Genomic DNA, 26,297 nt, shown 5'->3' with positions numbered 1-26,297 from the left:
TCGGTGGCATGACTCGGACCCGTACCACCGTCGCCGAGGCGACGCCGGACCAGAAGCCCCGCGACGGCCTGAGCGGCTTACGGGGCCATCCCTGGCTGACCCTGCTCTCCGTCGCGATCGGCGTGATGATGGTCGCGCTCGACGGCACCATCGTCGCCATCGCCAACCCCGCCATCCAGAAGGACCTGGGCGCCTCGCTCGCCGACGTCCAATGGATCACCAATGCCTATCTCCTCGCCCTCGCCGTCGCCCTGATCACCGCGGGCAAGCTGGGTGACCGCTTCGGTCACCGGCAGGTCTTCCTCATCGGTACCACCGGATTCGCCCTCTCCTCCGGACTCATCGCCCTGTCGGGCAGCGTGTCGCTCGTCATCGCCCTCCGCGTGCTCCAGGGCCTGTGCGGCGCGCTGCTGATGCCGACGGCGCTCGGCCTGATCCGCGCGACCTTCCCCGCCGCGAAGCTCAACATGGCCATCGGCCTGTGGGGCATGGTCGTCGGCGCCTCCACGGCCGGCGGCCCGATCGTCGGCGGCCTGCTGGTCGAGCACGTCAACTGGCAGTCCGTCTTCTTCATCAACGTCCCCGTCGGGGCGCTGGCGTTGGCGCTCGGCTCGGTCTTCCTCGCCGGCCACCGGGTGAAGGACGCGCCCCGGTCCTTTGACATCCCCGGCATCGTCCTGCTGTCCGCCGCGATGTTCTGCCTGATCTGGGCCCTGATCAAGGCTCCCGCCTGGTCCTGGAGCGACGCCCGGACCGTGGTCTTCCTCGGCTCCTCGGCCGCCGCCTTCCTCCTCTTCGCCTTCTGGCAGACCCGCGGCCGCGAACCGCTGCTCCCGCTGAGCCTGTTCCGCTCCGTGCCGCTGGCCGCCGGGGTGGTCCTGATGGTGCTGATGGCCTTCGCCTTCATCGGCGGGCTGTTCTTCGTGACCTTCTACCTCCAGAACGTCCACGGGATGTCCCCGGTGGACGCGGGCACGCATCTGCTGCCGCTGACCGGGATGATGATCGTCGGATCGCCGCTGGCAGGCTTGCTCATCTCCCGGATCGGGCCGCGGATCCCGCTGATGGCGGGCATGATCAGCGCCGCCGTGGCCTGCTTCGGGCTGGCCACGCTGGACGCCGGCACCGGCACGCTCACGATGTCGCTGTGGTTCCTGCTGATGGGCGTGGGCCTCGCGCCGGTCATGGTCGGCGCGACGGAGGTGATCGTCGGCAACGCGCCCCTGCGGCACGCGGGCGTGGCCGGGGGGCTCCAGCAGTCGGCCATGCAGGTGGGCGGCTCGCTGGGCACGGCCGTCCTCGGCGCGGTGATGGCGTCCCGGGTCGAGCACCTCCTGCCGGAGAAGTGGACCGCGTCGGGCCTCCCGGCCCTGCGGCCCGAGCAACTCGCCCAGGCCGCCGACGCGGTCTCGGTCGGGGTGGCACCGGTGCCGGCGGGGACGCCGCCGCAGTACGCGGAGAAGATCTCCACCGTCGCGCATGACACGTTCGTGTCGGGGATGCAGGTGGGATTCCGGGTCGCCGGGTGCGTGGCGATCGCCGCGGCGCTGGTCGCGATCCTCACGAAGAGGGGGGAGAACGCGGGCCCTGCGGGGGCCGGGGCCGGGCACATCTGACTTCACCTATCAGGGCACGGATCGCCGGAAGCCCTTGGCCGTGGTGATCACGGGTCGTGAGACTTGTCGCACCATCGGACTGGGGGAGTGATCTCTGTGATGCGTGCTGTTGTCTTCGGGCTCGCCGCCGCTGCCGTTCTGGCCCTGGCGGGCGCGCCCGCCGCGGAGGCGCGGGGCGCGACAGGTGCCACGGGCGCCTGCGCGGCGGGGCAGTTGTGCCTGTGGCCCAAGCCGGGCTATCGGGGGGCCGTCCATGCCAGCGAGCTGGCGGGTATCGACATCGAGAGCTGCACGGCCCTGCCGGCCGGGGTGACGGGGGCGTCGCTCGTCAACCGGACGGGGCGGCCGGTGACGACGTACCAGAGCGCGACGTGCGCGGAGACGGGCGAGTTCGACACGTACCCGTCGGGGACGTGGACGCCCGAGTCGCCGTACGTCGTGCGGGCGTTCAAGGTGTGGGAACACTGACGTCCGCCGACGTCTGCGGGCCGTGTGCCCCCACAAACCGGCGAACGCCGGAGCCCCCGGCCGCTTCAAGCGGCCGGGGGCTCCGGCGTCATGTCGGCTGACCGTCAGCGCGAGCGATCAGGCGTCGCCGCCCGCGGCACCCGGGTCGGCCGCGGCCACGTCCAGGAGCTCGTAGCGGTCGATGGCCTGCTTCAGGGCGGAGCGGTCGATCTTGCCCTCCTTGGCGAGCTCGGTGAGCACCGCCAGGACGATCGACTGCGCGTCGATGTGGAAGAAGCGACGGGCCGCGCCACGCGTGTCCGCGAAGCCGAAGCCGTCGGCGCCCAGCGAGGTGTACGTGCCGGGCACCCAGCGCGCGATCTGGTCCGGGACGGCGCGCATCCAGTCGGACACGGCCACCTTCGGGCCCTCGACGCCGGCGAGCTTGCTCGTCACGTACGGGACGCGCTGGTCCTCCTCCGGGTGGAGCAGGTTGTGCTCCTCCACCGAGATGGCGTCGCGGCGCAGCTCGTTCCAGGAGGTCGCCGACCAGACGTCCGCCTTGACGTTCCACTCCTCGGCGAGGATGCGCTGGGCCTCGATCGCCCACGGCACGGCCACACCGGAGGCCATGATCTGCGCCGGGATGGCGCCCGCCTCGCCCTGCTTGAAGCGGTACAGACCCTTGAGGATGCCCTCGGCGTCCACGTTCTCCGGCTCGGCCGGGTGCTGGATCGGCTCGTTGTAGACGGTGAGGTAGTAGAAGATGTCTTCCGCGTTCTCGCCGTACATGCGGCGCAGACCGTCCTGGACGATGTGCGCGATCTCGAAGCCGAACGCCGGGTCGTACGCGACGACGGCCGGGTTGGTCGAGGCCAGCAGGTGCGAGTGACCGTCGGCGTGCTGGAGGCCCTCACCGGTCAGGGTGGTACGACCCGCCGTGGCGCCGAGGACGAAGCCGCGGGCCAGCTGGTCGGCCATCTGCCAGAACTGGTCGCCCGTGCGCTGGAACCCGAACATCGAGTAGAAGACGTAGATCGGGATCAGCGGCTCGCCGTGGGTGGCGTAGGCGGAACCGGCGGCGATCAGCGACGCGGTGCAGCCCGCCTCGGAGATGCCGTCGTGCAGCATCTGACCGGTCGGGGACTCCTTGTACGCGAGGAGCAGCTCGCGGTCCACGGCCTCGTACTGCTGGCCCAGCGGGTTGTAGATCTTCGCCGAGGGGAACAGCGAGTCCATGCCGAAGGTGCGGTACTCGTCGGGCGCGATCGGCACGAAGCGCTTGCCGATCTCCTTGTCCCGCATGAGGTCCTTGAGCAGGCGGACGAAGGCCATGGTGGTGGCGATCGACTGCTGGCCGGAGCCCTTCTTCGTCGGCGCGTAGGCCTTGTCGCCCGGCAGGACGAGCGGCTTGGAGCGGTCGACACGGGTGGGCACGTACCCGCCGAGCGCCTTGCGGCGGTCGTGCATGTACTGGATCTCTTCCGAGTCCTTGCCCGGGTGGTAGTACGGCGGCAGGCCGGACTCCAGCTCCTTGTCGGAGATCGGGATGTGGAGACGGTCACGGAAGCGCTTGAGGTCCTCGACCGTGAGCTTCTTCATCTGGTGGGTCGCGTTGCGGCCCTCGAAGTTCGGGCCGAGCGTCCAGCCCTTGACCGTCTGCGCGAGGATCACGGTCGGCTGGCCCTTGTGGGCCTTGGCCGCCGCGTAGGCCGCGTAGATCTTCTTGTGGTCGTGACCGCCACGGCCCAGGTGGAGGATCTGGTCGTCGGTCATGCCCTCGACCATCTTGCGGAGACGCTGGTCGTCGCCGAAGAAGTGCTCGCGGATGTACGCGCCGGTCTCGGTGGCGTACGTCTGGAACTGGCCGTCGGGGGTGCTGTTGAGCTTGTTGACCAGGACGCCGTCGCGGTCCTGGGCGAGCAGCGGGTCCCAGGAGCGGTCCCACACCAGCTTGATCACGTTCCAGCCGGCGCCGCGGAACTGCGACTCCAGCTCCTGCATGATCTTGCCGTTGCCGCGGACCGGGCCGTCGAGGCGCTGCAGGTTGCAGTTGACGACGAAGGTCAGGTTGTCCAGGCCCTCACGGGCGGCCAGGGACAGCTGGCCGAGCGACTCGGGCTCGTCCATCTCGCCGTCGCCCAGGTACGCCCAGACGTGGGACTTGGAGGTGTCGGCGATGCCGCGCGCCTCCATGTAGCGGTTCATGCGGGCCTGGTAGATCGCGCCGAGGGGGCCGAGGCCCATCGAGACGGTCGGGAACTCCCAGAAGTCCGGCATCAGACGCGGGTGGGGGTAGGACGACAGGCCGTAGGGGGCCTTCGACTTCTCCTGGCGGAACGCGTCGAGCTGCTGCTCGGACAGTCGGTCCAGCAGGAAGGCGCGGGCGTAGACACCGGGGGAGGCGTGGCCCTGGAAGAAGATCTGGTCGCCGCCGTCACCGCCGTCCTTGCCGCGGAAGAAGTGGTTGAAGCCCACGTCGTAGAGCGAGGCGGAGGAGGCGAAGGTGGCGATGTGACCGCCGACGCCGATGCCCGGGCGCTGGGCGCGGGAGACCATGACGGCCGCGTTCCAGCGGGTCGCGTTGAGGACCTTGCGCTCGATCTCCTCGTTGCCGGGGAAGAACGGCTCGTCCTTGGTCGCGATGGTGTTGACGTAGTCCGTGCTGCGCATCTCGGGCACGGCGACGCGCTTCTCACGTGCCCGCTCGATCAGACGAAGCATGAGGTAGCGGGCACGTTCCCGGCCCCGCTCGTCGACGGCAGCGTCGAGCGAGTCGAGCCATTCCTGGGTCTCTTCGGGATCGAAGTCCGGGACCTGGCTGGGAAGACCGCCAATGATGATCGGGTTGCGATCGGATCCGGAAGCCACGCTGTTCCTTCGCTGTTCGGTCGTGTCGCGGCCTGCGCGCGGGATGCTGCGCACGGGGTCAACACTGTCTTTGCTTATATGTCGCGCCGGCTCCCATCGTGGACCTCGGCGGCGCAAACGTCATCTCTACTGGGCGGTAACCACCGCATACGAGACGAATCGTCGAGGGTTGGTCGCCTGGGGCGGCCAAATCGCAACCATACGCCCCCGATGGGGGTCGCTCGCGTACGGCCGTTCGGACTCGACCCCTGTCATCGCAAGGAGTAACTTCGCAAACCCGGCAGAACGCTGTGGCGTGAATCACTCGCGCTTGTTGCCTCATGGTTGGAGTTGCCATGAGACGTCCGTGTCCGTCAACGTTTCGGCGGGCCTGGCGGCCGGGTACTTGCGCGATCGGTCCGGCACGTGTGGACTACGCCCAATGCCTCGCGTACGCGAGGAACACAAGACAATTTCTCGAAACATGACAGGAGGCAATCTGTGAGCGCGACCGCGGACCACGCGGAGGAGCGGACCAACCTTGCCGCGAGGCTGGGTTTCCAGTCCGGACAGGTGGTCCAGGAGCTCGGTTACGACGAGGACACCGAGCAGGATCTCCGTGAGGCCATCGAGGAGCACACCGGCACGGAGCTCGTCGACGAGGATTACGACGACGTCGCCGATGCCGTCCTGCTGTGGTTCCGCGATGAGGACGGCGACCTCACGGACGCGCTGGTGGATGCCATCGGCTTCCTGGAGGAGGACGGCATGATCTGCCTCCTGACCCCCAAGACGGGCCGTGACGGCTACGTCGAGCCGAGCGACATCACTGAGGCCGTGCAGACCGCCGGCCTCTCCCAGACCAAGCCCGTCAGCGTGGGCAAGGACTGGAACGGCAGCCGTCTGGTCACCCCGAAGGGCGCGAAGGCCGGCGGCCCCCGCCGCTAGTCCCAGCGGACCGACGTCCGGACATCGACGAGCCCCCGGCGACACCCGTCGCCGGGGGCTCGCCCGTTTCGCGCGTGGCAGAACACCCGGCGCACCCGGCATACCCGGCTCATGACGGCCGGGCGGGCAGTGAAAGACTGGGCCCGCCGACAGGCTCCGTCACCAGAGAGGTGTTACCCCCATGGCTATCGCCGCAGGCGACAAGGCGCCCGACTTCGCGCTCAAGAACCAGCACGGCGAGACCGTCCGGCTCTCCGACTTCCGCGGTGAGAAGAACGTCGTGCTGCTCTTCTACCCCTTCGCCTTCACCGGCGTGTGCACCGGCGAGCTGTGCGCCCTGCGCGACAACCTGCCCTCCTTCGCCAACGACGACGTGCAGCTGCTGGCCGTCTCCAACGACGCCCCCTTCAGCCTGCGCGTCTTCGCCGAGCAGGAGGGCCTGGAGTACCCGCTGCTCTCCGACTTCTGGCCGCACGGCGAGACCAGCCGCGCCTACGGCGTCTTCGACGAGGAGAAGGGCTGCGCGCTGCGCGGCACCTTCATCATCGACAAGGAGGGCGTCGTCCGCTGGACGATCGTCAACGGCCTGCCCGACGCGCGTGACCTGAACGAGTACACCAAGGCCCTCGCCGCGCTCTGACACCGCCGTTCGAGCATGTTTCCGAGCCGCCCGGGGCAACCCCTACAGGTGTCCCGGGCGTCTGAAGCGCAAGAGCCTGTTTACGGTGGGAACCGGTCACTAGGATCAAACCGTTGATCGGGTGCCATCGAACAACCGGGGGCGCGGGAAACGCCTGGCCCCCCGAACCAATGGAGGACTCGTGGGAGTCAGTCTCAGCAAGGGCGGCAACGTCTCCCTGACCAAGGCGGCCCCGAACCTGACGGCCGTCGTCGTCGGTCTCGGCTGGGACGCCCGGACCACCACCGGCACGGACTTCGACCTGGACGCCAGCGCGCTGCTCACCAACGAGCAGGGCAAGGTCGGCAACGACCAGAACTTCGTCTTCTTCAACAACCTCAAGAGCCCCGACGGCTCCGTCGAGCACCAGGGTGACAACCTCACCGGTGAGGGCGAGGGCGACGACGAGGTCATCAAGGTCAACCTGGCCGGCGTCCCCGCGGATGTTCACAAGATCGTCTTCCCGGTCTCCATCTACGATGCCGAGACCCGCCAGCAGAGCTTCGGTCAGGTGCGCAACGCCTACATCCGCGTGGTGAACCAGGCCGACAACACCGAGCTGGCCCGCTACGACCTCAGCGAGGACGCCTCGACCGAGACCGCCATGGTCTTCGGCGAGCTCTACCGCAACGGCGCCGAGTGGAAGTTCCGGGCCATCGGCCAGGGCTACGCCTCGGGTCTGCGCGGCATCGCCCAGGACTTCGGCGTCAACGTCTGACATCTTCGGACTCCGAGCCACGCGTTCCGGCGCCGCACCCCCCGAGCGGGAGTGCGGCGCCGGACGCGCACCGGCGAACATTTCAACGCGGGGAGGAAAAGACCATGGGTGTCACGCTCGCCAAGGGAGGCAATGTCTCCCTCTCCAAGGCCGCGCCGAATCTGACCAACGTCACCATCGGTCTCGGCTGGGACGCGCGCTCCACCACGGGGGCCCCCTTCGACCTGGACGCGAGCGCGCTGCTGTGCTCCGCGGGCCGGGTGCTGGGCGACGAGTTCTTCGTCTTCTACAACAACCTCAAGAGCCCCGACGGCTCCGTCGAACACACGGGTGACAATCTCACCGGTGAGGGCGAGGGCGACGACGAGTCCATCCTCGTCGACCTCACCAAGGTCCCGGCCACCTGCGACAAGATCGTCTTCCCGGTCTCCATCCACGAGGCCGATGTGCGCGGTCAGAGCTTCGGCCAGGTCAGCAACGCCTACATCCGGGTCGTCAACCAGGCCGACGGCTCCGAGCTGGCCCGCTACGACCTCAGCGAGGACGCCGCCGGCGAGACCGCGATGATCTTCGGCGAGGTCTACCGCTACGGCGGCGAATGGAAGTTCCGGGCCGTGGGGCAGGGGTACGCGTCGGGCCTTCGGGGTATCGCCCTAGACTTCGGGGTCAACGTTTCGTAAAGCCGCGTCCGCGCGGAGAGACCCGGACAACGAAGGATTGGGTGGCCAGTGCTCCTGAAAACCTTTGGTTGGTCGTTCGCCATCACGGCGGCCGGACTGGCCTTGGCAGGCGTTCTCTGGGGATGGCAGGGGCTGGCGGTCGTCGCGATCCTCTCCGTCCTGGAGATCTCGCTCTCGTTCGACAACGCGGTGATCAACGCCGGAATCCTCCGGAAGATGAACCCGTTCTGGCAGCGGATCTTCCTGACCGTGGGCATCCTCATCGCCGTCTTCGGCATGAGGCTCGTCTTCCCGGTCGTGATCGTCGCGATCACCGCCAAACTCGGCCCGATCGAAGCGGTCAAGGTCGCCATCCAGGACCACGACCGCTATGAACAGCTGGTCACCGGCGCTCACCCGGCCATCGCCGCCTTCGGCGGGATGTTCCTGCTGATGATCTTCCTGGACTTCATCTTCGAGGACCGGGACATCAAGTGGCTGGCGTGGCTGGAGAAGCCGCTGGCCCGGCTGGGCAAGCTGGAGACCCTCTCCATCGTCGTCGCCCTGGTCGTACTGCTGATCGCCGCGACCACCGTCGCCACCGGCGTCCCCGTGCACGGGGGCGAGGGCACGGTCGACAAGGCGTCCACGGTGCTCCTGGCCGGCATCGGCGGCCTGGTGACGTATCTGATCGTCGGCGGCGTCTCGGGCTTCTTCGAGGACCGCCTGGAGCAGGACGAGGAGGACGAGGACGGGGACGGCGTCCGGGACGCCGCGCCCGCGAAGCAGGGCCCGTCGGTCGTCGGGCTGGCCGGCAAGGCCGCCTTCTTCATGTTCCTCTACCTCGAGGTCATCGACGCCTCGTTCTCCTTCGACGGTGTCATCGGCGCCTTCGCCATCACCAACGACATCTTCATGATGGCGCTGGGTCTGGGCATCGGCGCGATGTACATCCGTTCGCTCACGGTCTTCCTCGTCCGCAAGGGCACCCTGGACGACTACGTGTACCTGGAGCACGGCGCCCACTACGCCATCGGCGCCCTGGCCGTGATCCTGCTGATCACCATCAAGCACGAGATCAACGACGTCATCACCGGCCTGGTCGGCGTGGTCCTGATCGGCCTGTCGTTCCTGTCCTCCGTGGTCCGCAACCGCCGGGAGGCGGCCGAGGGCGACGGCGCCGGTTCAAAGGCCGAGGTCTCCTCCGGGGTGTGACAGCGGCACATTTGAGGAACGCTCTCACCGGGGCGGTCACGAGGATCATCCTCGGGCCGCCCCGTGGCATGTGTGCTCAAAGTGGGGGTGCTCGGCAATGATCAGGGAGAAGTTCTTCGGTAACTGGGGGTATGCCGCCACACGCCAGTTCGACGTGAGCGGCACCAACGGCGCGGTCGAGCTGACCAAGCGCCGCCCCACGTTTTCGCTGACCAAACAGGGTGCCATCACCGGCAACCTGCGGGTCAACCTGTCCTGGCGGATGCGGACCTCGGACTTCGACGACCGCCGCCCCACCCTCGCCTCCTCGCTGCGCAACCCGCTGCGCAAGTTCACCCCCGAGGTGGTCCAGGCCCAGGGCCAGGCGATGGTCAACGTCGACCTCGACCTCGCCTGTATGTACGAGCTCCAGGACGGGTCGAAGGGCGTAGTCCAGCCGCTCGGCAACATACTGGGCAGCATCAACGCCCCGCCGTATATTCAGCTCAGCGGCGACGACCGCTTCGGGTCCGGGTCGGGCGAGACGATCTACATCAACATGGACCACCGCGATCAGTTCAAACGCCTGCTGGTCTTCGTCTACATCTATGACGGCACACCCGCGTTCGACCGTACCCACGCGATGGTGACGCTCTACCCGGGCAACGGCCCCCGGCTGGAGGTCTCGCTCCACGAGCGGGCCCCGGAGGCCCGGTCGTGCGCGGTGGTGCTGATCGAGAACGTCAAGGGCGAGATCCTCGTGCGGCGCGAGATGAAGTACGTCTACGGCTTCCAGTCCGAGCTCGACCGGCTGTACGGGTGGGGCCTTCAGTGGGGCCGGGGGTACAAGAGCAAGGTGTGAGCGTCAGCTACCGCTATCGGCCGGGGAGGAACTGCGGCCCCTGCGGGGGCAGCCGGAATGCCGGGTCGGGCACGGGCTGGTGCGGCGGGTAGCCGTAGGACGGCTGGGGCGACTGCTGCGACTGGTGCTGCTGCTGCGGATAGCCGTACGCGGGTGCGGGTGCGGTCGCGGGTGCCGGGATGGAGGGCGGGGCGGCGGGCGGCGGAGGATAGGCGTAGCCGCCGGAGGAGGACGCCGGGGGCGCGGCCGGCGCGGCCGACTGCGCGGCCGGCGGCTCGGGCCGGACCCCGTCGCCGGGTGTGGCCGGGGCGCCGTCCTCCTCCGGCTCGTCCACCGAGATGCCGAACTCCGTGGCCAGCCCCACCAGCCCCGAGGCGTAGCCCTGCCCGAGCGCGCGGAACTTCCAGCCGTCCCCGCGCCGGTAGAGCTCGCCGCAGAGCATCGCCGTCTCGTCGCCCGTCTCCGGCGTGACGTCGAAGCGGGCGATGGGCTCCGCGTCGGTGGAGCCCGCGCCGCTCCGCGCGGTGTCGTAGAGCAGCACGCACAGGTCCCGGACGAGCCCGAAGGGCCCGCCGTCGGCGGACGCGGCCAGCACCACGCGCGCCACGGACGGGTCGAGCGCCGTCAGATCCGCCTCGACCGAGTCCGTCGCCCCCTCCACCAGCCGCTTCTTGGGCAGATGGCGGACCAGGCCCGAGGGGTGGCGCGGCTGGTTGTAGAAGACGAAGTCCTCGTCCGAGCGCACCCGGCCCGCGTCCCCGAGCAGCAGGGCGGAGGCGTCCACGTCCGGGATGCCCGGGCCGGGTGTCCAGCGCAGCACGGCCCGCACGGTGGGGGCGTCCAGCGGGATGTTCGACCCCTTCAGCATGGCGTGCGTCATGTCCGCAATCCTGCCTTCCCGTGCCGGTCCGGGACAACGCAGGGGTCGTCGAGCGGAGAGTCGTGCCCCGGAGCGTTTACCTGAAGGAACTGTGCAGGTCATGCGCTTGTCCTGGACTTGGGGAACTCTTGACCCGTCCCCGGACGTACCATAATCGGCCACGCTTCCCTGTCGTTCGGCGCCGTTCGACCGGCGGGAAGGGGTCCACACCGTGGCATTCGGGGAGAACAATGAGGCATTTCGGATACCTGTCGCCCGCGGTGCGGAGTGGACTGTTCCATAGGGAGCCGGGCGAGTTCACCGCCGGTTCTCCCGTCCGTACGCTCTCCGTCGCCCTCGGCGCCACCCTCTACTGCCCCGCCACCCGGCCCTCCCTCGCCCTCGACGTGCGCAAACAGGCGCGGCGCGGCGTGGTCTCCATGGTCCTCTGCCTGGAGGACTCCATCGACGACGCGGACGTCGTCGGCGCCGAGGAGAACCTCGTCCGGCAGCTCACCGACCTCGCGGGGGCCGACCTCGGAGGGGCCGAGGAGGATCTCCCCCTGCTGTTCGTCCGCGTCCGCGAGCCCGCCCAGATAGGGGACCTCGTCCGCCGCCTCGGCCCGGCGGGCCGGTTGTTGTCCGGATTCGTACTGCCGAAGTTCACCGAGGACCGCGGCCTTCCGTTCCTGGAGGAGCTGACCGCCGCCGAAGCCGCCTCCGGGCGGCGGCTCTTCGCCATGCCCGTCCTGGAATCCCCCGACCTGCTCCACCTGGAGAGCCGCACCGAGACGCTGACGGGCATCGCCAGAACCGTCGAGAAGTACCGCGACCGCGTCCTCGCCCTGCGGCTCGGCGTCACCGACTTCTGCTCCGCCTACGGGCTGCGCCGCGCTCCCGACATGACCGCGTACGACGTCCAGCTCGTCGCCTCCGTCATAGCCGACGTCGTCAACGTCCTCGGCCGCGCCGACGGCAGCGGCTTCACCGTCACCGGCCCGGTCTGGGAGTACTTCCCGCAGCCCGAGCGGATGTTCAAGCCCCAGCTGCGCCGCAGCCCCTTCGCCGGCCCCGCCGAGGCGCTGCGCACGGCCCTCATCCAGCACGACATGGACGGCCTCCTGCGCGAGATCCAGCTCGACCGCGCCAACGGCCTCCAGGGCAAGACCTGCATCCACCCCTCCCACGTCGCCCCCGTCCACGCGCTCTCCGTCGTCAGCCACGAGGAGTACAGCGACGCGTGCGACATCCTGCGGCCCGACCGCGACGGCGGCGGCGTCCTGCGCTCCGCCTACACGAACAAGATGAACGAAGTGAAGCCGCACCGCGCCTGGGCCGAGCGGACGATGCTGCGCGCCGAGGTGTTCGGCGTCGCACGGGAGGACGTCAGCTTCGTGGAGCTGCTGGCGGCGGGGCTGCAGAGCGGATGAACGACGTGGATGACGTGAACGACGTGAAAGGCACGGACGAAGCTGTGATCTGGTCGGGACAGTGGGTCGCGGACCGGCTGGGTGTGGGGCTCGAAGGCGACGCCCGGCTGCCGGAGCTGTTGGGCCTGGCCCTGCGGCGCAACCCCAAGCGGGCGCACCTGCTGGTCTCCAACGTGCTGGGCAAGCACGTCCCCGCGTCCCCGGCGGCGGTCTACGAGGCGGGGGCCGGGCTCGGCCGCCGGGTCCGCGCGCTGCTGGGCGACGCGGACGCGGCCCGGGCCGTCGTCCTCGGCTACGCCGAGACGGCCACGGGCCTCGGCCACGCGGTCGCCGACGGCCTCGGCCTCGCCCCGTACCTCCACTCGACGCGGCGCGCCGTGCCCGGGGTCGCCTCCGTGGGCGGTTTCGAGGAGGAGCACAGCCACGCCACGTCGCATCTGCTGCTCCCGGAGGACCCGGCGTTCTTCACCGGCGACGGCCCGCTCGTCCTCGTCGACGACGAGTTCTCGACGGGCCGCACGGTCCTCAACACCATCGCCGCGTTGCACGCGCGGTTCCCGCGTGAGCGGTATGTGGTGGTGGCGCTGGTCGATATGCGGTCGGACGCCGACCGGGCCCGCCTGGCCGAGTTCGCGGAGCGGCTCGGCGCGCGGGTGGAACTCGTCGCCCTGGCGACGGGCACGGTGTCCCTCCCGGAGGGGGTGCTGGAACTGGGACGGGAGCTGGTGGCGCGGCACGAGGGGGAGGCCCCAGCCCCGCCCCGGACCCCGGGGGGTCCGGGGGGCTTGCCCCCGGGAAACGGGAAGGGGCGGGTCTGGGGCCTGTCTCCCGCCGCGACGGCGAGCGGCCCCCGTCGACGAGCCCGGCGGTGCCGACCCGCGTCGGGCTCCGCTGGCCCGCCGGCCTGCCCGACGGCGGCCGGCACGGCTTCACCCCCGCCCACCGGGCGCGCCTGGAAGCCGCGCTGCCGGGCATGGCGGCCCGCATCGGCGAAGCCCTCCCGCAGGGAGCGCGCCGCGTCCTCGTCCTCGGCACCGAGGAGCTGATGTACGCCCCCCTGCGCCTCGCGCGGGCACTGGAGAACGCGGACGCCTTCGAAGAGGTCCGGTTCTCGACCACCACCCGCTCACCCGTCCTCCCCGTCGACGACCCCGGCTACGCCATCCGCTCCCGCCTCACCTTCCCCGCCCACGACGCCCCCACCGACGGCCCGGGCGACCGCTACGCGTACAACGTCGCGGGCGACGGCGCCGGCGCCGGCTTCGACGCGGTCGTCGCCGTCGTCGACTCGACCGCCGACACCCCCGCCCTCCACGCCCCAGGCGGCCTTCTGGACCGCCTCGCCGGCCACACCCGGCACGTACTGCTCGCCGTGATCCCCTCCTACGTACCCCGACGACAGGTTCCCCCCATGCCGCTGCCCGACCCCCTCCGGGGCCCCGCGTTCTCCTCGTACGAGCCCGAGGACGTCGGCTGGCTCCTGCGGGACCTCTCCGACATGCGGCTGGAGGCGCCCACCGAGGAGCGGGAGGAGGCGATCCAGAGCGGAGGCGCGCACTACGCCGAGTCGCTGCCCGTGGAGTACCAGCCCAGCGAGCACTACCAGGCCCTCTACCACTCCGCGCTCGACGCCTCCGCGCGGCGGATCGCGCTCGCCGTCGGCACGGTCACCGAGACCGTGCTGGCCGAACGCTCGCCGCGCCCCGTCCTGGTGTCGCTGGCCCGCGCCGGCACGCCCGTCGGCGTGCTGATGCGCCGCTGGGCCCGGTACGCCCACGGCCTGGACGTACCCCACTACGCCGTCTCCATCGTGCGCGGCAAGGGCATCGATCCCAACGCCCTGCGCTGGCTGGCCGAGCACCACGACCCGGCCGACGTCGTCTTCGTCGACGGCTGGACCGGCAAGGGCGCCATCACCCGCGAACTCGCGGCGACGCTCGAAGACTTCCCGGGCTTCGACCCGCGCCTCGCCGTGCTCGCCGACCCCGGCCACTGCGTGACCACCTACGGCACCCGCGACGACTTCCTCGTCCCCTCCGCCTGCCTCAACTCCACCGTCTCCGGCCTGATATCCCGCACCGTCCTGCGCGACGACCTCGTCGGGCCGGGCGACTACCACGGCGCGAAGTTCTACCGTGAACTCGCCGGCGCCGACGTCTCGCGGGCCTTCGTCGACACCGTCGCCGCGCGCTTCGCCGACCCCGGCCTCCGCGACGACGTGACCCGCGCCGCCAAGGAGCTCGCGGCGGCCGACCGCACCCCCACCTGGGCCGGCTGGGCGGCCGTCGAGCGGATCAGTGAGGAGTACGGCATCCACGACGTGAACCTCGTCAAGCCCGGCGTCGGCGAGACCACGCGCGTCCTGCTGCGCCGCGTGCCCTGGAAGGTCCTCGCCGCACGCGGCGCGGGCGCCGACCTGGACCACGTACGGCTCCTGGCCGAACAGCGCGGCGTGCCCGTGGAGGAGGTGGACGGCCTGCCGTACAGCTGCGTCGGCCTGATCCACCCCCGCTACACCCGCTGCGCCACCGGCGCCGACGGCAAGGCGGCCACTGTCCGATGACCCTCCTCGTCGCCAGCGACCTCGACCGCACCCTGATCTACTCCACCTCCGCGCTGAGCCTGTCCATGCCGGACGCCGAGGCCCCGCGCCTGCTGTGCGTGGAGACGTACGAGAGCAGACCGCTGTCCTATATGACGGAGACGGCCGCCGGGCTCCTCGCCGAGCTGGCCCGCACCGTCACGTTCGTCCCCACCACCACCCGCACCCGCGAGCAGTACGAACGGATCAGCCTGCCCGGCCCCGCGCCGGAGTTCGCGATCTGCGCCAACGGCGGCGAGCTGCTCGTGGCGGGCGAGCCCGACGCCGGCTGGCGGGCCCGCGTGGAGCGCGCGCTGGCCGCCGAGTGCGCCACGCTCGCCGAGGTCCACGCGCACCTGCTGCGCGTCGCCGACCCGGCGTGGCTGCTCAAGGCGCGGACGGCGGCGGACCTCTTCGCCTACCTCGTCGTCGACCGGTCGCTGCTGCCCGCCGGCTGGCTCGAGGAGCTGACGGAGTGGGCCGGTGAGCGGGGCTGGACGGTCTCGCTCCAGGGCCGCAAGGTCTACGCCGTGCCGAAGCCGCTCACCAAGAGCGCGGCCGTCGCGGAGGTGGCCCGGCGCACCGGGGCGGCCGAGGTGCTCGCCGCCGGGGACTCGCTGCTGGACGCCGATCTGCTGCTGGCCGCCGACCGCGCCTGGCGGCCGGGCCACGGCGAGCTGTCCGACGTGGGCTGGACCGCGCCGCACGTCACCGCGCTGGAGACCCGGGGGGTCGCGGCGGGCGAGGAGATCGTCCGGGCGTTCCTGGAAGGGCGCGAGCGCTAGTCTCGCAACTACGTTTACAGATGAGGAGATCGCGTGTCCGAGACCAAGAACCCTCCGCTGAGCGCCGAGCTGTACACGTACGTCCTGGCACACAACCCGCCGCTCGACCCCGTCCAGCAGCGCCTGGTCGAGTCCACCCGCGCGCTGTTCCCCGACAACGCGATCAAACAGGTGCCCGCGGAGCAGGCGGCCCTGCTAGCCTTCCTCGTCCGGCTCACGGGCGCCCGGCACGTCGTGGAGGTCGGCACGTTCACCGGCCTGTCGGCCCTCGCGATGGCCCGGGCGCTGCCCGCCGACGGCAGGCTGATCACCCTGGACATCTCGGAGGAGTGGACGGCCCACGCCCGCGCGGCGTGGGCCGAGGCCGGGGTCGCCGACCGGATCGACCTGCGGATCGCCCCCGCGCTGGACTCGTTGCGCGCCCTGCCCGCCGAGCCGCACATCGACCTCGCCTTCCTCGACGCGAACAAGGACGGCTACATCGCCTACTGGGAGGAGCTCGTGCCCCGGCTCCGCCCGGGCGGGCTACTGATCGTCGACAACGTCCTGTTCTTCGGCACGGTCGTCGACCCGGAGGTGACCGGCGGACCGGGGGCGGCGGTACGGGAGTTCAACGCGCACGCGCTCGCGGACAAGCGGATGGAGTCGGTGATGCTCACGGTCGCGGACGGCGTGACGCTGGCGCGCCGCGTCTAGCGCGGCTCAGCCGCAGCAGCCGCCCCCACAGCATCCGCCGCCTCCACCGCCTCCGCTGGGGCGGGAGGCGGCCGAGGGGGCGGCGGAACCGGTCATGGCGACGGTGGACAGCAGCTTGACGGTGTCCGTGTGCCCGTCGGGGCAGGTGGCCGGGGCCGAGGACTCGGCCATGGGACGGGTCAGCTCGAAGGTGTCGCCGCAGGCCTTGCAGCGGTATTCGTAACGAGGCATGCGGGCAGCATAAGTCAGCGGTTCTCGCCCGGTCAGCGGTTCTCGCCCCGGCCCCGCTCCTCGCGGATCTCCTGGACGACCCGGGCGGCGGTGTCCCGCACGGCCTCCGTCTCGGTCAGGAAGTGCCACCAGTCCGGATGCCGGCCCTCCAGCCCGTCGACCGCCCGTTCCAGCCGGGCCACCGCGTCGTCGAGGGGACGGGCGTGCCGGGGGTCGGGGGTGCTGCGGCCGTCCATCGCCAGGCGCTGGGCGTCCCGGAGGGCGAAGCGGGTGCGCTCGACCTCCTTGCCGTGGTCGAGGGCCACCTCGTCCAGCCGCCGCAGCCGGTCGCCGGCGGCGGTGATCCCCTCGTCGGTGGTGCCCAGCAGCGCGCGCACGGTGGCCAGCAGCGCGGTGGCGTCCGCCCAGCGCTGCTCGTCCCGGGCGGTACGGGCGTCCGCGAGCTTCGCCTCGGCGGCGGCGACGGCCTGCCGAGCCTCGTCGGGCACCCGCTGGAGGTCCTGCCAGCAGGCGGCGCTGTAGCGGCGGCGGAGCTCGCTGAGGACCGGGCCGACGGTCTCCGCCCGGGTGGTCAGCGCCTGGGCGCGGGTGCGCAGGGAGACGAGCCGTTTGTCGAGGTCGGCGGCCCGTTGCGGCAGCCGTCCGGCCTCGTCGCGGATGGCCTCGGCCTCGCGTCGCACGTCCTCGGCGCGCTGCACGGTCCCCTGGACGCCGTGCCGGCCGGCGCCCTCGTTGAGCTTGGTCAGCTCGGGGCCGAGCGCGGCGAGCCGGGCGGCCAGGTCGTCGGCGCGCAGGCCCGTCGCCCGGGCGGCGTCCAGCGCCTCGCTCGCGGCGCGCAGCCCCTGGCGGGCCCGTTCCACGGCGGGGGCGACCTGCGCGAGTTGGTTCTCGGCCCGGGTCAGCAGGGAAGCCAGGCTCTCCCCGAACCGCTCCAGATCCCCCTTGACGCGCACCAGCTCGTCCTTGGCGCGGGTCAGCTCCCCGTGGGCGCGGGAGGCGGCGGAGGACTCCAGGTCGTCGCGGTCGAGGTCGTGGGAGTCGACGGTGGCGATATAGGCGGCCGAGACCTCGTCGATGCGCCGGCCGAACTCCTCGAAGTCGGCGACCGCCTTGCGGGCGGCGGGGGAGGAGTCGACGGCCGTGATCGTCTCGATGGTGATCCGCAGATCGCGCTGGGCGGTGTCCAGCTCGTAGAAGGCGGCTGCCGCCGCGTCCTTCGCGGCCTGCGCCTCCTCGCGGCGGCCCTCGCCGCGACCCCAGCCCCAGCGGCGGGTGCCGCCGCCGGCGAAGGCGGCGGGCGCGAGGGCCACGGCGGCGGGGAGCAGCAGGAGGGGCAGCAGCGCCGGCGCGAGGGCCGCACGGACCGTATCCGTCACCGTACGTGAGAACGTCGCCGTCACTTGCCCTCTCCCGATGGATCGCCCCAGGCCCGGGTGCCATTCTCCCACCCGGCCGGAGTGAGCACACGGGCCGGTCAGCCGGTGGCGCGGATGTCCACGGCGCCGTTGGAGCTGTGCGCGCGGACCGAGTGCCCGGAGGCGTCGTCACGGGGGACGCCGACCTTGACGCCGCCGGAGTCGCCGCGGGCGTCGACCTTGTAGCCGGTGCGGGGGAGGGTGACGCGGATGGCGCCGTTGTCGGTCTCGGCGTCGACGCTCTCGGGGGCCTTCGACGTGCTGATCGATATCTGCCCGTTGGAGGAGCCCGCCTTGATCCTCGGCGCGCCGACGTTCACGGCGGTGATCTCGCCGTTGGAAGTCTTCAGCTCCAGGGCGCCGTTGGAGTCGCGGACGTCGATGCTGCCGTTGTCGCTGTTGAGCGTCAGCGGGGTCTCGAAGCCACTGGCCTTGATCTCACCGTTGGCGTCGTCGACCTTGACGGAGACGCCGCGCGGCACCTCGATCCGGTGCTTGGCCTCGCAGCCCACGCTGATGCCGGTGCACTTCAGCCGCAGCTTCAGCGTGTCGCCCCGCATCTCCCACGACACCCCGGCCGACCCGCCCAGCGTCCACCCGTCGAACCACCGGGTGACCTTGATGTCCTTGCCGTCCTTGGCCACCGGTACGAGCTCGATCGCGGAGTTGTCGGAGTCGACCGTGAGCTGCTTTCCACCGATCGAGAACGTCCGCGTCTCGGGCGTGGCGTCCTCCGCGTTGCCCGTCCCGCACCCGGTGAGGCTCACCGCTGCGACGAGGGCCCCACCTCCGAGGACGGAAACGCGGACGGCGCGGCGGACGCGGGCATTCATGGGCTGTCTCCAGGGTCGGTGCGAGGGGTGGTGCGGGGTGCTGCTCACTGCTTCCTTGATCGTAGGTACGGGGCAGACGGTTCCGGGATCCCGCCCTCTACCGGATCGGGAGTGGGGTTAACCCCCCTATGCCTTGGGTTCGGCCTTGGGTTTGCGAGGACCAGGGTGGGGCAAGGTAGGCTGTCCTTTCGTGCCAGGGCGCATAGCTCAGCGGTAGAGCGCCGCTCTTACAAAGCGGATGTCGGCGGTTCAAATCCGTCTGTGCCCACGTTTGTGTGAAGGCCCCCAGTCGATGACGACTGGGGGCCTTCGGCGTCTCCACGACGGCTACCCGGCGGGATCGTGGGTGATCAGGTCTCCCGGCTGGCACCGGAGGACGTCGCAGATCCTCGACAGGGTCGAGAAGCGGATGGCCTTGGCCCGCCCGTTCTTGAGCACCGACAGGTTGACGACGGTGATGCCCACCTGCGCGGACAGTTCGGTGAGCGTCATGCCGCGCTCGGTGAGGATCCGGTCGAGGTGGATCCGGATCGAGTGGAGTTCCTCTTCGGGCATCAGATGGTCCCTTCGAGGTCCTCTCGCATTCGCACGCCCTGGCGCATGATCTTCCCCATTATCACCGCGGCGAGACCGGCGAGGACGCCCGCCAGCGAGCCGGAGACCTCCGGTCCGGAACCCACCATCGGCGCCATGCTCGCGACGAGCCAAGAATGCGACCAGCCGGCGACCAGCCCGGCCAGCGGCGTGCCCACGGCGACGAACCAGCCGAGGACGGAGAGCCGTTGCGCCACCGTGTCGGTGAACGGACCCTGCCGCACGACGGCCTTCATCAGCCGGGAGAAGAGCAGCAGCGCGAGGGAGGCGAACAGTAGCCAGGGCAGTTCGCCGCCGAGGTCGGCGGCGCGCTGGCCCACGGAGGGGCTGTCCTGACAGAGGCGCTCGGTGCTGGCGGAAGCCGTCACACCCTTGACGGTCGGCAGGCTGTCCGCCAGTGGGGCATTGCGCCAGAAATGCGTCTCCACGCAGACCGCCCCGTCGTCGAACATGTGCGTGACCCCCTTGCCGGCGAAGACGAGCCCGCTGAGTACCGCCAGCGCGAAGGTGATCGAGGTCAGGGTCCTCGTGAGTCGTGTGTTCATCGCGTCCACCCCTATCGTTTTTCGATATGCCGGAGACTAGAGGAGCATATCGATATTCGACAAGTCGGGGGTCGTCGAGGCCGCTCCGCGACCGGGTGGCACGATCAGTGGTGTAGCGGGCGAACAAGGAGGGGTCCGGTATGGAGGCGCGTCACAGGCCGAGGGCCTGGGTGCTGGGTGTCGCGGCGCTCGTCGCCTGGTTCCTCTACGTCACCTGGGTCGCCGCACCGTTCCTCGCCGTCGCGAGTGCGGTGGCTTCCGTGCGCGAGGTCCGCGCGGTCCGGCCGGACGGGGGCAGCCGGAAGGGGGCGGCCGCGGGTGTCGTGATGGCGGGGCTGGCCGTGATGGTCAGTTGTTTCGGGGTCTACGCGCTGGCGGGGATGGGCGGGTGAGACGGGCGGCCGCTCAGTGGCTGCCCACCGACGGCAGGAGGGGGCTGCCGTTGCGGTCCAGCCAGGCGCGGTACGTGGTGCTGGCCTCGGCGGCGGCCACGTAGGAGGCCATCAAGTCACCGTAGAGCGCGTCCAGTTCGCGCAGCGGTAAGGAGCCGTGGCGGGAGGCCAGGGAGAGCTGGGCGGTGAGCGGGTCGCCGGCGAGGGGGCGGATCACCGTGCCGGGCGCCGGGTCGGCGGTGGGCTGGCAGGGGCGTACGGCCTCGCCGGAGGCGACGAGGTCGGCGGCCGTGGTGTTGTCGCGGACGTGGACGAGGCGCGGGTCCAGGCCGGTGGCCGTGAAGACCCGGCGCAGGGCCGCGGCCTCCTCGTCCGCCGTCGGGTCGACGATCCAGGCGTCGTGGGCGAGCTCGGCGAGCCGGACCAGCGGCCGGGACGCCGCCGGATGCGCGGCGGACAGCGAGACGAAGCGCGGCTCGCCGGCGATCAGCACCCGTCGCTCCACCCCCGCCGGCACGTGCAGCGGGAAGCCCGCCGCCTCGTGGACGAACGCGACGTCCAGCTGATTGGTGGCGAGGAGCTGGAGCAGGGTGTTCGAGGACACCTCTATATGGATGGTCGTATCGGTGTCCGGCAGTCGCTGGTGGATCCGGCGCAGCCAGCCCGTCACCGCCCGGCTGCCGATGCTGCCGATGCGCAGCCGCAGGCCCCCGACGCCGCAGGCGGCCTCCCGCGCGGCGGTGACGAGCGCCGACATCTCCGCGATGATCGGCCGGGCCCGGGAGAGGACGGAATGGCCGAGGGGTGTGGGGCGACTTCCGGTCTGTCCCCGGGTGAACAGCAGCCCGCCGATGGTGCTCTCGATGCGGCGGAGCTGGGTGGTGAGCGAGGGCTGGGTCATGCCGAGCTGCACCGCGGCCTTCCGTACGCTCCCGGTGTCCGCGATGGCGCAAAGTGCACGGAGGTGCCTGACCTCAAGCTCCACGAGGGGGAGCATATCCGCGCCCCGTACGTCACACCAGACACATCCCGGACGCATTGGGGCAGTTGAACGGGGTGGTGCGGTGAGGGTGGCGGAGGATAGGCGATTGGATGGCGTTATGGCCAACTGGCATCATCCGCACCATTGATAACTCGTCAGAGACTCATGGGGAACAAGAGTTCACCCGGTGAACCCCTGCCGTCGCGTCCCACCTCGTGACGGCCGAAGCGGGTTCTCGGCATGAATGGAGTCCCCCACATGAATCGCTCCTCGATGGTGCTGTCGGCCGCGCTCGGCCTCGGCCTCGCCGCCGTGATGACCGCCGGACCGGCGGTGGCGGTCGACCACAGCTCCTCGCAGGCCAGCACGGCCGCGTCGCGGTCCGCCTACATCGGCTCGGCGGCCGAACAGGCCGACAACAAGGCGTTCTTCGACGCCGTGATGAAGTCCGCGAAGGCCAAGCAGGCCGCCAACCCGCAGCTGAGCGTCGTCACGGTCACCTACGACCCGAGCAGCGCGCCGAGCTTCGCGCAGGAGATAGCCAACAGCGCGCAGATCTGGAACAGCTCCGTCCGGAACGTCCAGCTGCGCGCCGGCTCCAACGCCGACTTCAGATACTACGAGGGCAACGACTCCCGCGGTTCGTACGCCAGCACCGACGGGCACGGCCGTGGTTACGTCTTCCTCGACTACCAGCAGAACGAGCAGTACGACTCCACCCGCGTCACCGCGCACGAGACCGGCCACGTCCTCGGTCTGCCGGACCACTACTCCGGCCCGTGCAGCGAGCTGATGTCCGGTGGCGGCCCCGGCCCCTCCTGCACCAACCCGTACCCGAACAGCACCGAGCGCAGCCGGGTGAACCAGCTCTGGGCGAACGGCCTGAAGGCCGGCGCGATCGACAAGGGTCTCACCAAGATCGTCCGCTGACCCCACGTCGTCGCATGCCCCACGTCGTCGCGTAGGGGAACAGACGCGGCCCGGCTCCTTCCCGGAGCCGGGCCGTGACGTTTTCGCCGGCGGAGGCGTGAGAGGGCGGACCGCTAGGAGGTCTGGGCCTCCGGCTCCTCCGGCCGGCGCATGAGGTAGACCGCCCCGGAGCCGGCCAGGAAGAGCGCGAACACCGACACCGCCGTGCTGAGCCAGCTCGCGCCCAGCCACTGCCCGCCGAAGTAGCCCAGGCTCACGCTGTACGCGGCCCACGTCAGGCCCGCCAGCGCGGACCAGGGGAGGAATTCGGCCACCCGGCGGTGCATCACGCCCGCGCCCAGGCTGACCACCGAGCGGCCGGCGGGCGCGAAGCGGGCGAGCACGACGAGCGGGCCGCCGCCGCGCAGCAGGGCCGCGCCCAGCCTGTCCTGGGCGGCGGTGAGGCGGCGGGAGCGGGCGATCGCGCGGTCGAAGCGGTCGCCGCCGCGCCAGGCGAGGCGGTAGGCGACCATGTCGCCCATCACCGAGGCCGTCGCGGCGCACAGCACCAGCGGGAACATGTCGGAGATGCTCGCGTGGCCATGGGCGGCGGCGTCACCCACGGCGCCCGCGGCCGAGCCCGCCGCGGCGGTGGCCGCGGTGATCACCAGCACCCCGCTGGGCAGCACGGGCAGGAAGACGTCCAGAAGGACGGACAAGCCGACGATCACGTATATCCACGGGGTTCCGGCCAAGGCCCCCAACTGCTCCAGCACGTCCTGATCTCCCGGTACGGTCCCCCGCCGCGACGTCGCAGGGGAGCGGCAGGGGCGGCCTTGACAACCGTACAGCGTACGCCTGAAGTGGCCGGGAAAAGAGCGTGGGGTGCGTGATGTTGTTCGCATCACGCACCCCACGGACATGTCGGGATGTGTCCGGTCCGGTACGGACCGCTCGGTTCCGCTCGGTTCCGCTTGCTCAGTCCCGCTTGCCGCGACCGAGGAAACGATCCACCGACAGCGCGCCCGGGCCGGTGAAGACCAGCAGCAGGAAGGCCCAGGCGAACATCGCGGAGGCCTCGCCGCCGTTCTGGATCGGCCACAGCGCCATGCTCTGGTGGACGTCGAAGTACGCGTACGCCATCGAGCCCGAGGCGATGAAGGCGGCGCTGCGGGTGCCGGCGCCCAGCAGTACGAGCACGCCCGCCACCAGCTGGATCACCGCGGCGTACCAGCCCGGCCAGGTGCCGGCCGGGATCGTGCCGCCGTGGCTGCCCGCGGCGCCGCCGAGGATGCCGAAGAGCGACGCGGCACCGTGGCAGGCGAAGAGCAGGCCGACGACGACGCGGAAGAGCGACAGCGCGTACGGCCGGGCGGCGTCGAGGCGAGCGGAGAGCGTGGACGCGGCCGCGGGGGAGGTGTTCGCGCCGGCCGTCGGGGACGCGGCGGTGGGCGTGGGGGACATGGGGTGGGCTCCTCGTATCAGGTCGTATCGGGGACGGGGAAACGACGAGGGCTTCAGGTTAGGAGGGCCTAATCAATACTTGCAAGTTCAATAATTAAGTTTTGGATGATGTCACATTTTCTTGATCAGGGAATAGGAAGCGGGCGGGGGCGGGCGCGGTGACCCAGGTCACCGCGCCCGCCCCCGTTGAGCGAGTCGGTCAGCAGCCGTTGAGGATGCCCGTCAGAGCGTTCTTCTCCGCGGAGTCGACGGACAGCTTGTACGTGTACTTCACGTCGACCCACATCTGCGCGTACGTACAGGCGTAGGACTTCAGCGGCGGCATCCACTTCGCCGGGTCCTTGTCGCCCTTCGCCCGGTTGACGCTGTTGGTCACCGCGACCAACTGCGGGTGGGTGAGGTCGTTGGCGAACGCCTGGCGCTGCGCGTTGGTCCACTGGCTCGCGCCCGAGCGCCACGCCTCCGCGAGCGGCACGAGGTGGTCGATGTCTATGTCGGAGGCGTCGTCCCAGGTCGCGCCGTCGTACGGCGAGACCCAGGTGCCCGCGACGGCGGCGCAGCGCTCGTCCTGCTCCACGTCCTTGCCGTCCCGCTGGAGGACGACCTCGCGGGTGTTGCACTCGCCGTGCTGGGTGATCCAGTGCGGGAACTTGGCGCGGCTGTAGCCGGTCATCGGCCCCTCGGAGGCGACCGTCAGCTTGCCCAGGTAGGCACGGGCGGTGGCGCCGTCGACCGGGGCGGGCGGCGCGGCCTGGGCCGCCGGTCCGTTCAGTACGAGCGTGCCGACCAGGGCGGCGAGGCCTGCCGCGACGGCGGAGCGACGCGCGTAGACGCTGGGCATGGGAACTCCCTTGAAGGTGGAGGGGGTACGGGCCGCTGGAGCGCGGCCAGCTTGCTGGTGGCGGAGGTACGGGGGGTGGTCGCCAGATGTCAGGATGGCGACGCGCGCATGTCAAAGCAAGGCTTTGCGGAAGGGAGTTGATGAGGAATCATCCATTCCGTGGACGCGAGGTTCTTGCCCGGCCTCCGGCGTGCCTGACACGCCAACAGCTACGGGCAGCACCGGGCGGTCGGCGCGCGGATCACCGACCGTAGGGTGGCGGCGTGCTCGTCGCCGCCGTTCTGCTGCCCGCCAACACCACGCTCGGGGTGGTGCGGGCCATCGCTCTCGCCGGGCTCCGCGCGGCCGTCCAGCTGGCCGTCGTCGCGTCGCTCATCGGCTGGGTGGTCCGGGCCGTGCCGCTGCTGGCGGGCTTCCTGCTGCTGATGTTCGCCGTCGCCGTCCGCACCGCCGGGCGCCGGATCACCGACGACCGCACGTGGTGGTGGGCGGCCGTCCCGATCGCGGCGGGCGTGCTGCCGGTCGTCCTCGCGCTGCTGCTGACCGGGCTCGTACCCGCCAAGGGCGTCGCCCTCATCCCCGTGACCGGCATCCTCATCGGCGGCGCCCTCACCGCCACCGTCCTGGCCGGCCGGCGCGCCCTGGACGAGCTGCGCACCCGGCACGGCGAGGTCGAGGCGGCCATGGCCCTGGGCTTCCTCCCCGCGAGGCCCGCCTGGAGATCGCCCGCCCGGCCGCCTCGGACGCCCTCCTGCCGGGCCTGGACCAGACCCGTACCGTGGGCCTGGTCACGCTGCCGGGCGCCTTCGTGGGAATGCTGCTGGGCGGCGCGTCCCCGCTGCTCGCGGGCGTGGTGCAGCTCTTCGTCCTGGTGGCGCTGCTGGCGGTGCAGGCGGTCGCGGTGGCGGTCGTCCTGGAGCTCGTCGCGCGCGGGCTGCTGAGCCGATCACGTACGCTGGGGGGAGCAGAAGGGGAGTAGCTCTTCGCCGGACCGTCGACATACTGCTGGGCCTCGCGCCCGGCCGGCGCCCGGAGGCCGTTCCGTCAGGGACGCGCCAGCGAGACCTTCGGCCGCAGTGTCCACGACGCTGCCGTGCCGAAGCGACCCCTGATTCCTTGACGCAGGTGCTGCTCGCGGTGCGGAGGCGTCATCTCCCACCGATGACAGAGGAAACCGTCCCTGTGTTCAGCTTCACCATCGCCGCCCTGGTCTTCGGCGTGATCTTCCTCGCCGAGCTCCCCGACAAGACGGCCCTGGCCTCCCTGATGCTCGGCACCCGCTACCGCGCCTCGTACGTCTTCGCGGGCGTCGCGGCGGCCTTCCTGGTCCACGTCGCCCTCGCCATCGCGGCCGGCAGCCTCCTCACCCTCCTCCCGCACCGCCTCCTCCAGGCCATCGTCGGCGTCCTCTTCCTCGCGGGCGCGGCGATGCTGCTGCTGAAGAAGGACGACGACGAGGAGGAGATCACGAAGCCCGCCGACCAGTCCTTCTGGAAGGTCTCCGGCGCGGGCTTCATGCTGATCCTCGTCGCGGAGTTCGGCGACCTCACCCAGATCATGACCGCCAACCTCGCCGCCCGCTACGACGACCCGGTGTCGGTGGGCGTGGGCGCGACGCTCGGTCTGTGGGCCGTGGCGGGCCTGGGCATCGCCGGCGGCAAGACCCTGATGCGCTACGTCCCGCTGACGCTGATCACGAAGATCGCGGCGCTGGTGATGCTGGCGCTGGCGGGGTTCAGCCTGTACGAGGCGGCGATGGGCTGACGC

General features: G+C 70.8%; 25 protein-coding genes, 1 tRNA gene and 2 pseudogenes. 17 read left to right on the top strand and 11 right to left on the bottom strand.

All coding sequences use genetic code 11. The features are described 5' to 3' along the window. The first annotated feature begins 8 nt into the window (after positions 1-8). On the top strand, positions 9-1,616 hold the full coding sequence (locus tag EKH77_RS09545; protein WP_126913972.1) for an MFS transporter: 1,608 nt from the start codon (positions 9-11) through the stop codon (positions 1,614-1,616). A gap of 99 nt (positions 1,617-1,715) precedes the next feature. Then, positions 1,716-2,084, top strand: coding sequence for a peptidase inhibitor family I36 protein (locus EKH77_RS09540; RefSeq protein WP_126913971.1), 369 nt, complete (start codon positions 1,716-1,718; stop codon positions 2,082-2,084). A 117-nt stretch (positions 2,085-2,201) separates the two neighbouring features. Here the strand turns inward: EKH77_RS09540 and aceE are convergent, their stop codons facing one another. After that, positions 2,202-4,934 carry a pyruvate dehydrogenase (acetyl-transferring), homodimeric type gene (aceE, locus tag EKH77_RS09535; protein ID WP_126913970.1) on the bottom strand — a complete coding sequence of 911 codons (2,733 nt, stop codon included), beginning with the start codon at positions 4,932-4,934 and terminating at the stop codon, positions 2,202-2,204. A 480-nt stretch (positions 4,935-5,414) separates the two neighbouring features. Between aceE and EKH77_RS09525 the strand changes: the two genes are divergently transcribed. The 6 genes from EKH77_RS09525 to EKH77_RS09500 all read left to right on the top strand — a co-directional run bounded on the left by EKH77_RS09525 (position 5,415) and on the right by EKH77_RS09500 (position 9,973). Next, complete coding sequence (locus tag EKH77_RS09525; protein WP_126913969.1) at positions 5,415-5,861, top strand: DUF3052 domain-containing protein; 447 nt, start codon at positions 5,415-5,417, stop codon at positions 5,859-5,861. A 181-nt stretch (positions 5,862-6,042) separates the two neighbouring features. Then, a complete protein-coding gene (locus tag EKH77_RS09520) occupies positions 6,043-6,501 on the top strand; it encodes a peroxiredoxin (RefSeq protein ID WP_126913968.1) in 459 nt (152 codons plus the stop codon). Positions 6,502-6,682: 181 nt separating this feature from the next. After that, positions 6,683-7,258 (top strand): TerD family protein, encoded by a 576-nt coding sequence (locus tag EKH77_RS09515; RefSeq protein ID WP_126913967.1) that lies wholly within the window; start codon positions 6,683-6,685, stop codon positions 7,256-7,258. Between the two features lie 104 nt (positions 7,259-7,362). Then, positions 7,363-7,938, top strand: coding sequence for a TerD family protein (locus EKH77_RS09510; RefSeq protein WP_126913966.1), 576 nt, complete (start codon positions 7,363-7,365; stop codon positions 7,936-7,938). A gap of 48 nt (positions 7,939-7,986) precedes the next feature. Beyond that, positions 7,987-9,132: a DUF475 domain-containing protein gene (locus EKH77_RS09505; protein WP_126913965.1), complete on the top strand. Its 1,146-nt coding sequence runs from the start codon at positions 7,987-7,989 to the stop codon at positions 9,130-9,132. Between the two features lie 97 nt (positions 9,133-9,229). Beyond that, positions 9,230-9,973, top strand: coding sequence for a TerD family protein (locus EKH77_RS09500; protein ID WP_126913964.1), 744 nt, complete (start codon positions 9,230-9,232; stop codon positions 9,971-9,973). 13 nt (positions 9,974-9,986) lie between these two features. Here the strand turns inward: EKH77_RS09500 and EKH77_RS09495 are convergent, their stop codons facing one another. Continuing rightward, a complete protein-coding gene (locus EKH77_RS09495) occupies positions 9,987-10,853 on the bottom strand; it encodes a TerD family protein (protein ID WP_126913963.1) in 867 nt (288 codons plus the stop codon). Between the two features lie 230 nt (positions 10,854-11,083). Between EKH77_RS09495 and EKH77_RS09490 the strand changes: the two genes are divergently transcribed. From EKH77_RS09490 to EKH77_RS09475, 4 genes and pseudogenes are all read left to right on the top strand, one after another. Next, positions 11,084-12,262: an HpcH/HpaI aldolase/citrate lyase family protein gene (locus EKH77_RS09490; protein WP_126913962.1), complete on the top strand. Its 1,179-nt coding sequence runs from the start codon at positions 11,084-11,086 to the stop codon at positions 12,260-12,262. Continuing rightward, positions 12,259-14,825 (top strand): annotated as a pseudogene (locus EKH77_RS09485) (phosphoribosyltransferase). The gene EKH77_RS09490 and the pseudogene EKH77_RS09485 overlap by 4 nt, the downstream one beginning before the upstream one ends. Then, the gene (locus EKH77_RS09480) at positions 14,822-15,628 is read left to right on the top strand and encodes an HAD family hydrolase (protein WP_126913961.1); all 807 of its coding nucleotides are present in this window, start codon (positions 14,822-14,824) and stop codon (positions 15,626-15,628) included. The pseudogene EKH77_RS09485 and the gene EKH77_RS09480 overlap by 4 nt, the downstream one beginning before the upstream one ends. Before the next feature lie 33 nt (positions 15,629-15,661). Further along, on the top strand, positions 15,662-16,324 hold the full coding sequence (locus EKH77_RS09475) for an O-methyltransferase (protein WP_126913960.1): 663 nt from the start codon (positions 15,662-15,664) through the stop codon (positions 16,322-16,324). Positions 16,325-16,330: 6 nt separating this feature from the next. On the opposite strand, the gene EKH77_RS09470 is transcribed toward EKH77_RS09475, so the two are convergent. From EKH77_RS09470 to EKH77_RS09460, 3 genes are all read right to left on the bottom strand, one after another. Beyond that, the gene (locus EKH77_RS09470; RefSeq protein WP_126913959.1) at positions 16,331-16,555 is read right to left on the bottom strand and encodes an FmdB family zinc ribbon protein; all 225 of its coding nucleotides are present in this window, start codon (positions 16,553-16,555) and stop codon (positions 16,331-16,333) included. Positions 16,556-16,587: 32 nt separating this feature from the next. Continuing rightward, entirely contained in the window at positions 16,588-17,955 is a 1,368-nt protein-coding gene (locus EKH77_RS09465) for a hypothetical protein (RefSeq protein WP_430980981.1), read from the bottom strand. Between the two features lie 74 nt (positions 17,956-18,029). After that, a complete protein-coding gene (locus EKH77_RS09460) occupies positions 18,030-18,803 on the bottom strand; it encodes a DUF4097 family beta strand repeat-containing protein (protein ID WP_126913958.1) in 774 nt (257 codons plus the stop codon). 196 nt (positions 18,804-18,999) lie between these two features. Between EKH77_RS09460 and EKH77_RS09455 the strand changes: the two genes are divergently transcribed. Continuing rightward, positions 19,000-19,071 (top strand) — tRNA-Val (locus EKH77_RS09455). Positions 19,072-19,130: 59 nt separating this feature from the next. Here EKH77_RS09455 and EKH77_RS09450 read toward each other — a convergent pair. Continuing rightward, a complete protein-coding gene (locus tag EKH77_RS09450; RefSeq protein ID WP_126913957.1) occupies positions 19,131-19,358 on the bottom strand; it encodes a helix-turn-helix domain-containing protein in 228 nt (75 codons plus the stop codon). Beyond that, a complete protein-coding gene (locus tag EKH77_RS09445; RefSeq protein ID WP_126913956.1) occupies positions 19,358-19,942 on the bottom strand; it encodes a DUF2975 domain-containing protein in 585 nt (194 codons plus the stop codon). Before EKH77_RS09445 ends, EKH77_RS09450 begins: the two co-directional genes overlap by 1 nt. A 140-nt stretch (positions 19,943-20,082) precedes the next feature. Between EKH77_RS09445 and EKH77_RS09440 the strand changes: the two genes are divergently transcribed. Then, positions 20,083-20,334 carry a hypothetical protein gene (locus tag EKH77_RS09440; RefSeq protein ID WP_126913955.1) on the top strand — a complete coding sequence of 84 codons (252 nt, stop codon included), beginning with the start codon at positions 20,083-20,085 and terminating at the stop codon, positions 20,332-20,334. Positions 20,335-20,347: 13 nt separating this feature from the next. Here the strand turns inward: EKH77_RS09440 and EKH77_RS09435 are convergent, their stop codons facing one another. Beyond that, positions 20,348-21,331, bottom strand: coding sequence for a LysR family transcriptional regulator (locus tag EKH77_RS09435; RefSeq protein ID WP_126913954.1), 984 nt, complete (start codon positions 21,329-21,331; stop codon positions 20,348-20,350). 243 nt (positions 21,332-21,574) lie between these two features. Here EKH77_RS09435 and snpA point away from each other — a divergent pair, with 243 nt between their 5' ends. Continuing rightward, positions 21,575-22,246 (top strand): snapalysin, encoded by a 672-nt coding sequence (gene snpA / locus EKH77_RS09430; protein ID WP_126913953.1) that lies wholly within the window; start codon positions 21,575-21,577, stop codon positions 22,244-22,246. A 113-nt stretch (positions 22,247-22,359) separates the two neighbouring features. Here the strand turns inward: snpA and EKH77_RS09425 are convergent, their stop codons facing one another. The 3 genes from EKH77_RS09425 to EKH77_RS09415 all read right to left on the bottom strand — a co-directional run bounded on the left by EKH77_RS09425 (position 22,360) and on the right by EKH77_RS09415 (position 24,530). After that, positions 22,360-23,001, bottom strand: coding sequence for a DedA family protein (locus tag EKH77_RS09425; RefSeq protein WP_164737772.1), 642 nt, complete (start codon positions 22,999-23,001; stop codon positions 22,360-22,362). A gap of 202 nt (positions 23,002-23,203) precedes the next feature. Then, entirely contained in the window at positions 23,204-23,689 is a 486-nt protein-coding gene (locus EKH77_RS09420) for a DoxX family protein (protein ID WP_126913952.1), read from the bottom strand. Between the two features lie 199 nt (positions 23,690-23,888). Next, a complete protein-coding gene (locus EKH77_RS09415) occupies positions 23,889-24,530 on the bottom strand; it encodes an HNH endonuclease family protein (protein ID WP_126913951.1) in 642 nt (213 codons plus the stop codon). A gap of 263 nt (positions 24,531-24,793) precedes the next feature. Between EKH77_RS09415 and EKH77_RS09410 the strand changes: the two are divergent. Then, positions 24,794-25,509 (top strand): annotated as a pseudogene (locus EKH77_RS09410) (ABC transporter permease). A gap of 203 nt (positions 25,510-25,712) precedes the next feature. Continuing rightward, positions 25,713-26,294: a TMEM165/GDT1 family protein gene (locus tag EKH77_RS09405; RefSeq protein ID WP_126913950.1), complete on the top strand. Its 582-nt coding sequence runs from the start codon at positions 25,713-25,715 to the stop codon at positions 26,292-26,294. The last annotated feature ends 3 nt before the right edge of the window (positions 26,295-26,297 follow it).

This window comes from Streptomyces luteoverticillatus, assembly GCF_003970715.1.
Classification (GTDB): domain Bacteria; phylum Actinomycetota; class Actinomycetes; order Streptomycetales; family Streptomycetaceae; genus Streptomyces; species Streptomyces abikoensis.
This window is presented reverse-complemented; position numbering and strand designations above follow the sequence as displayed.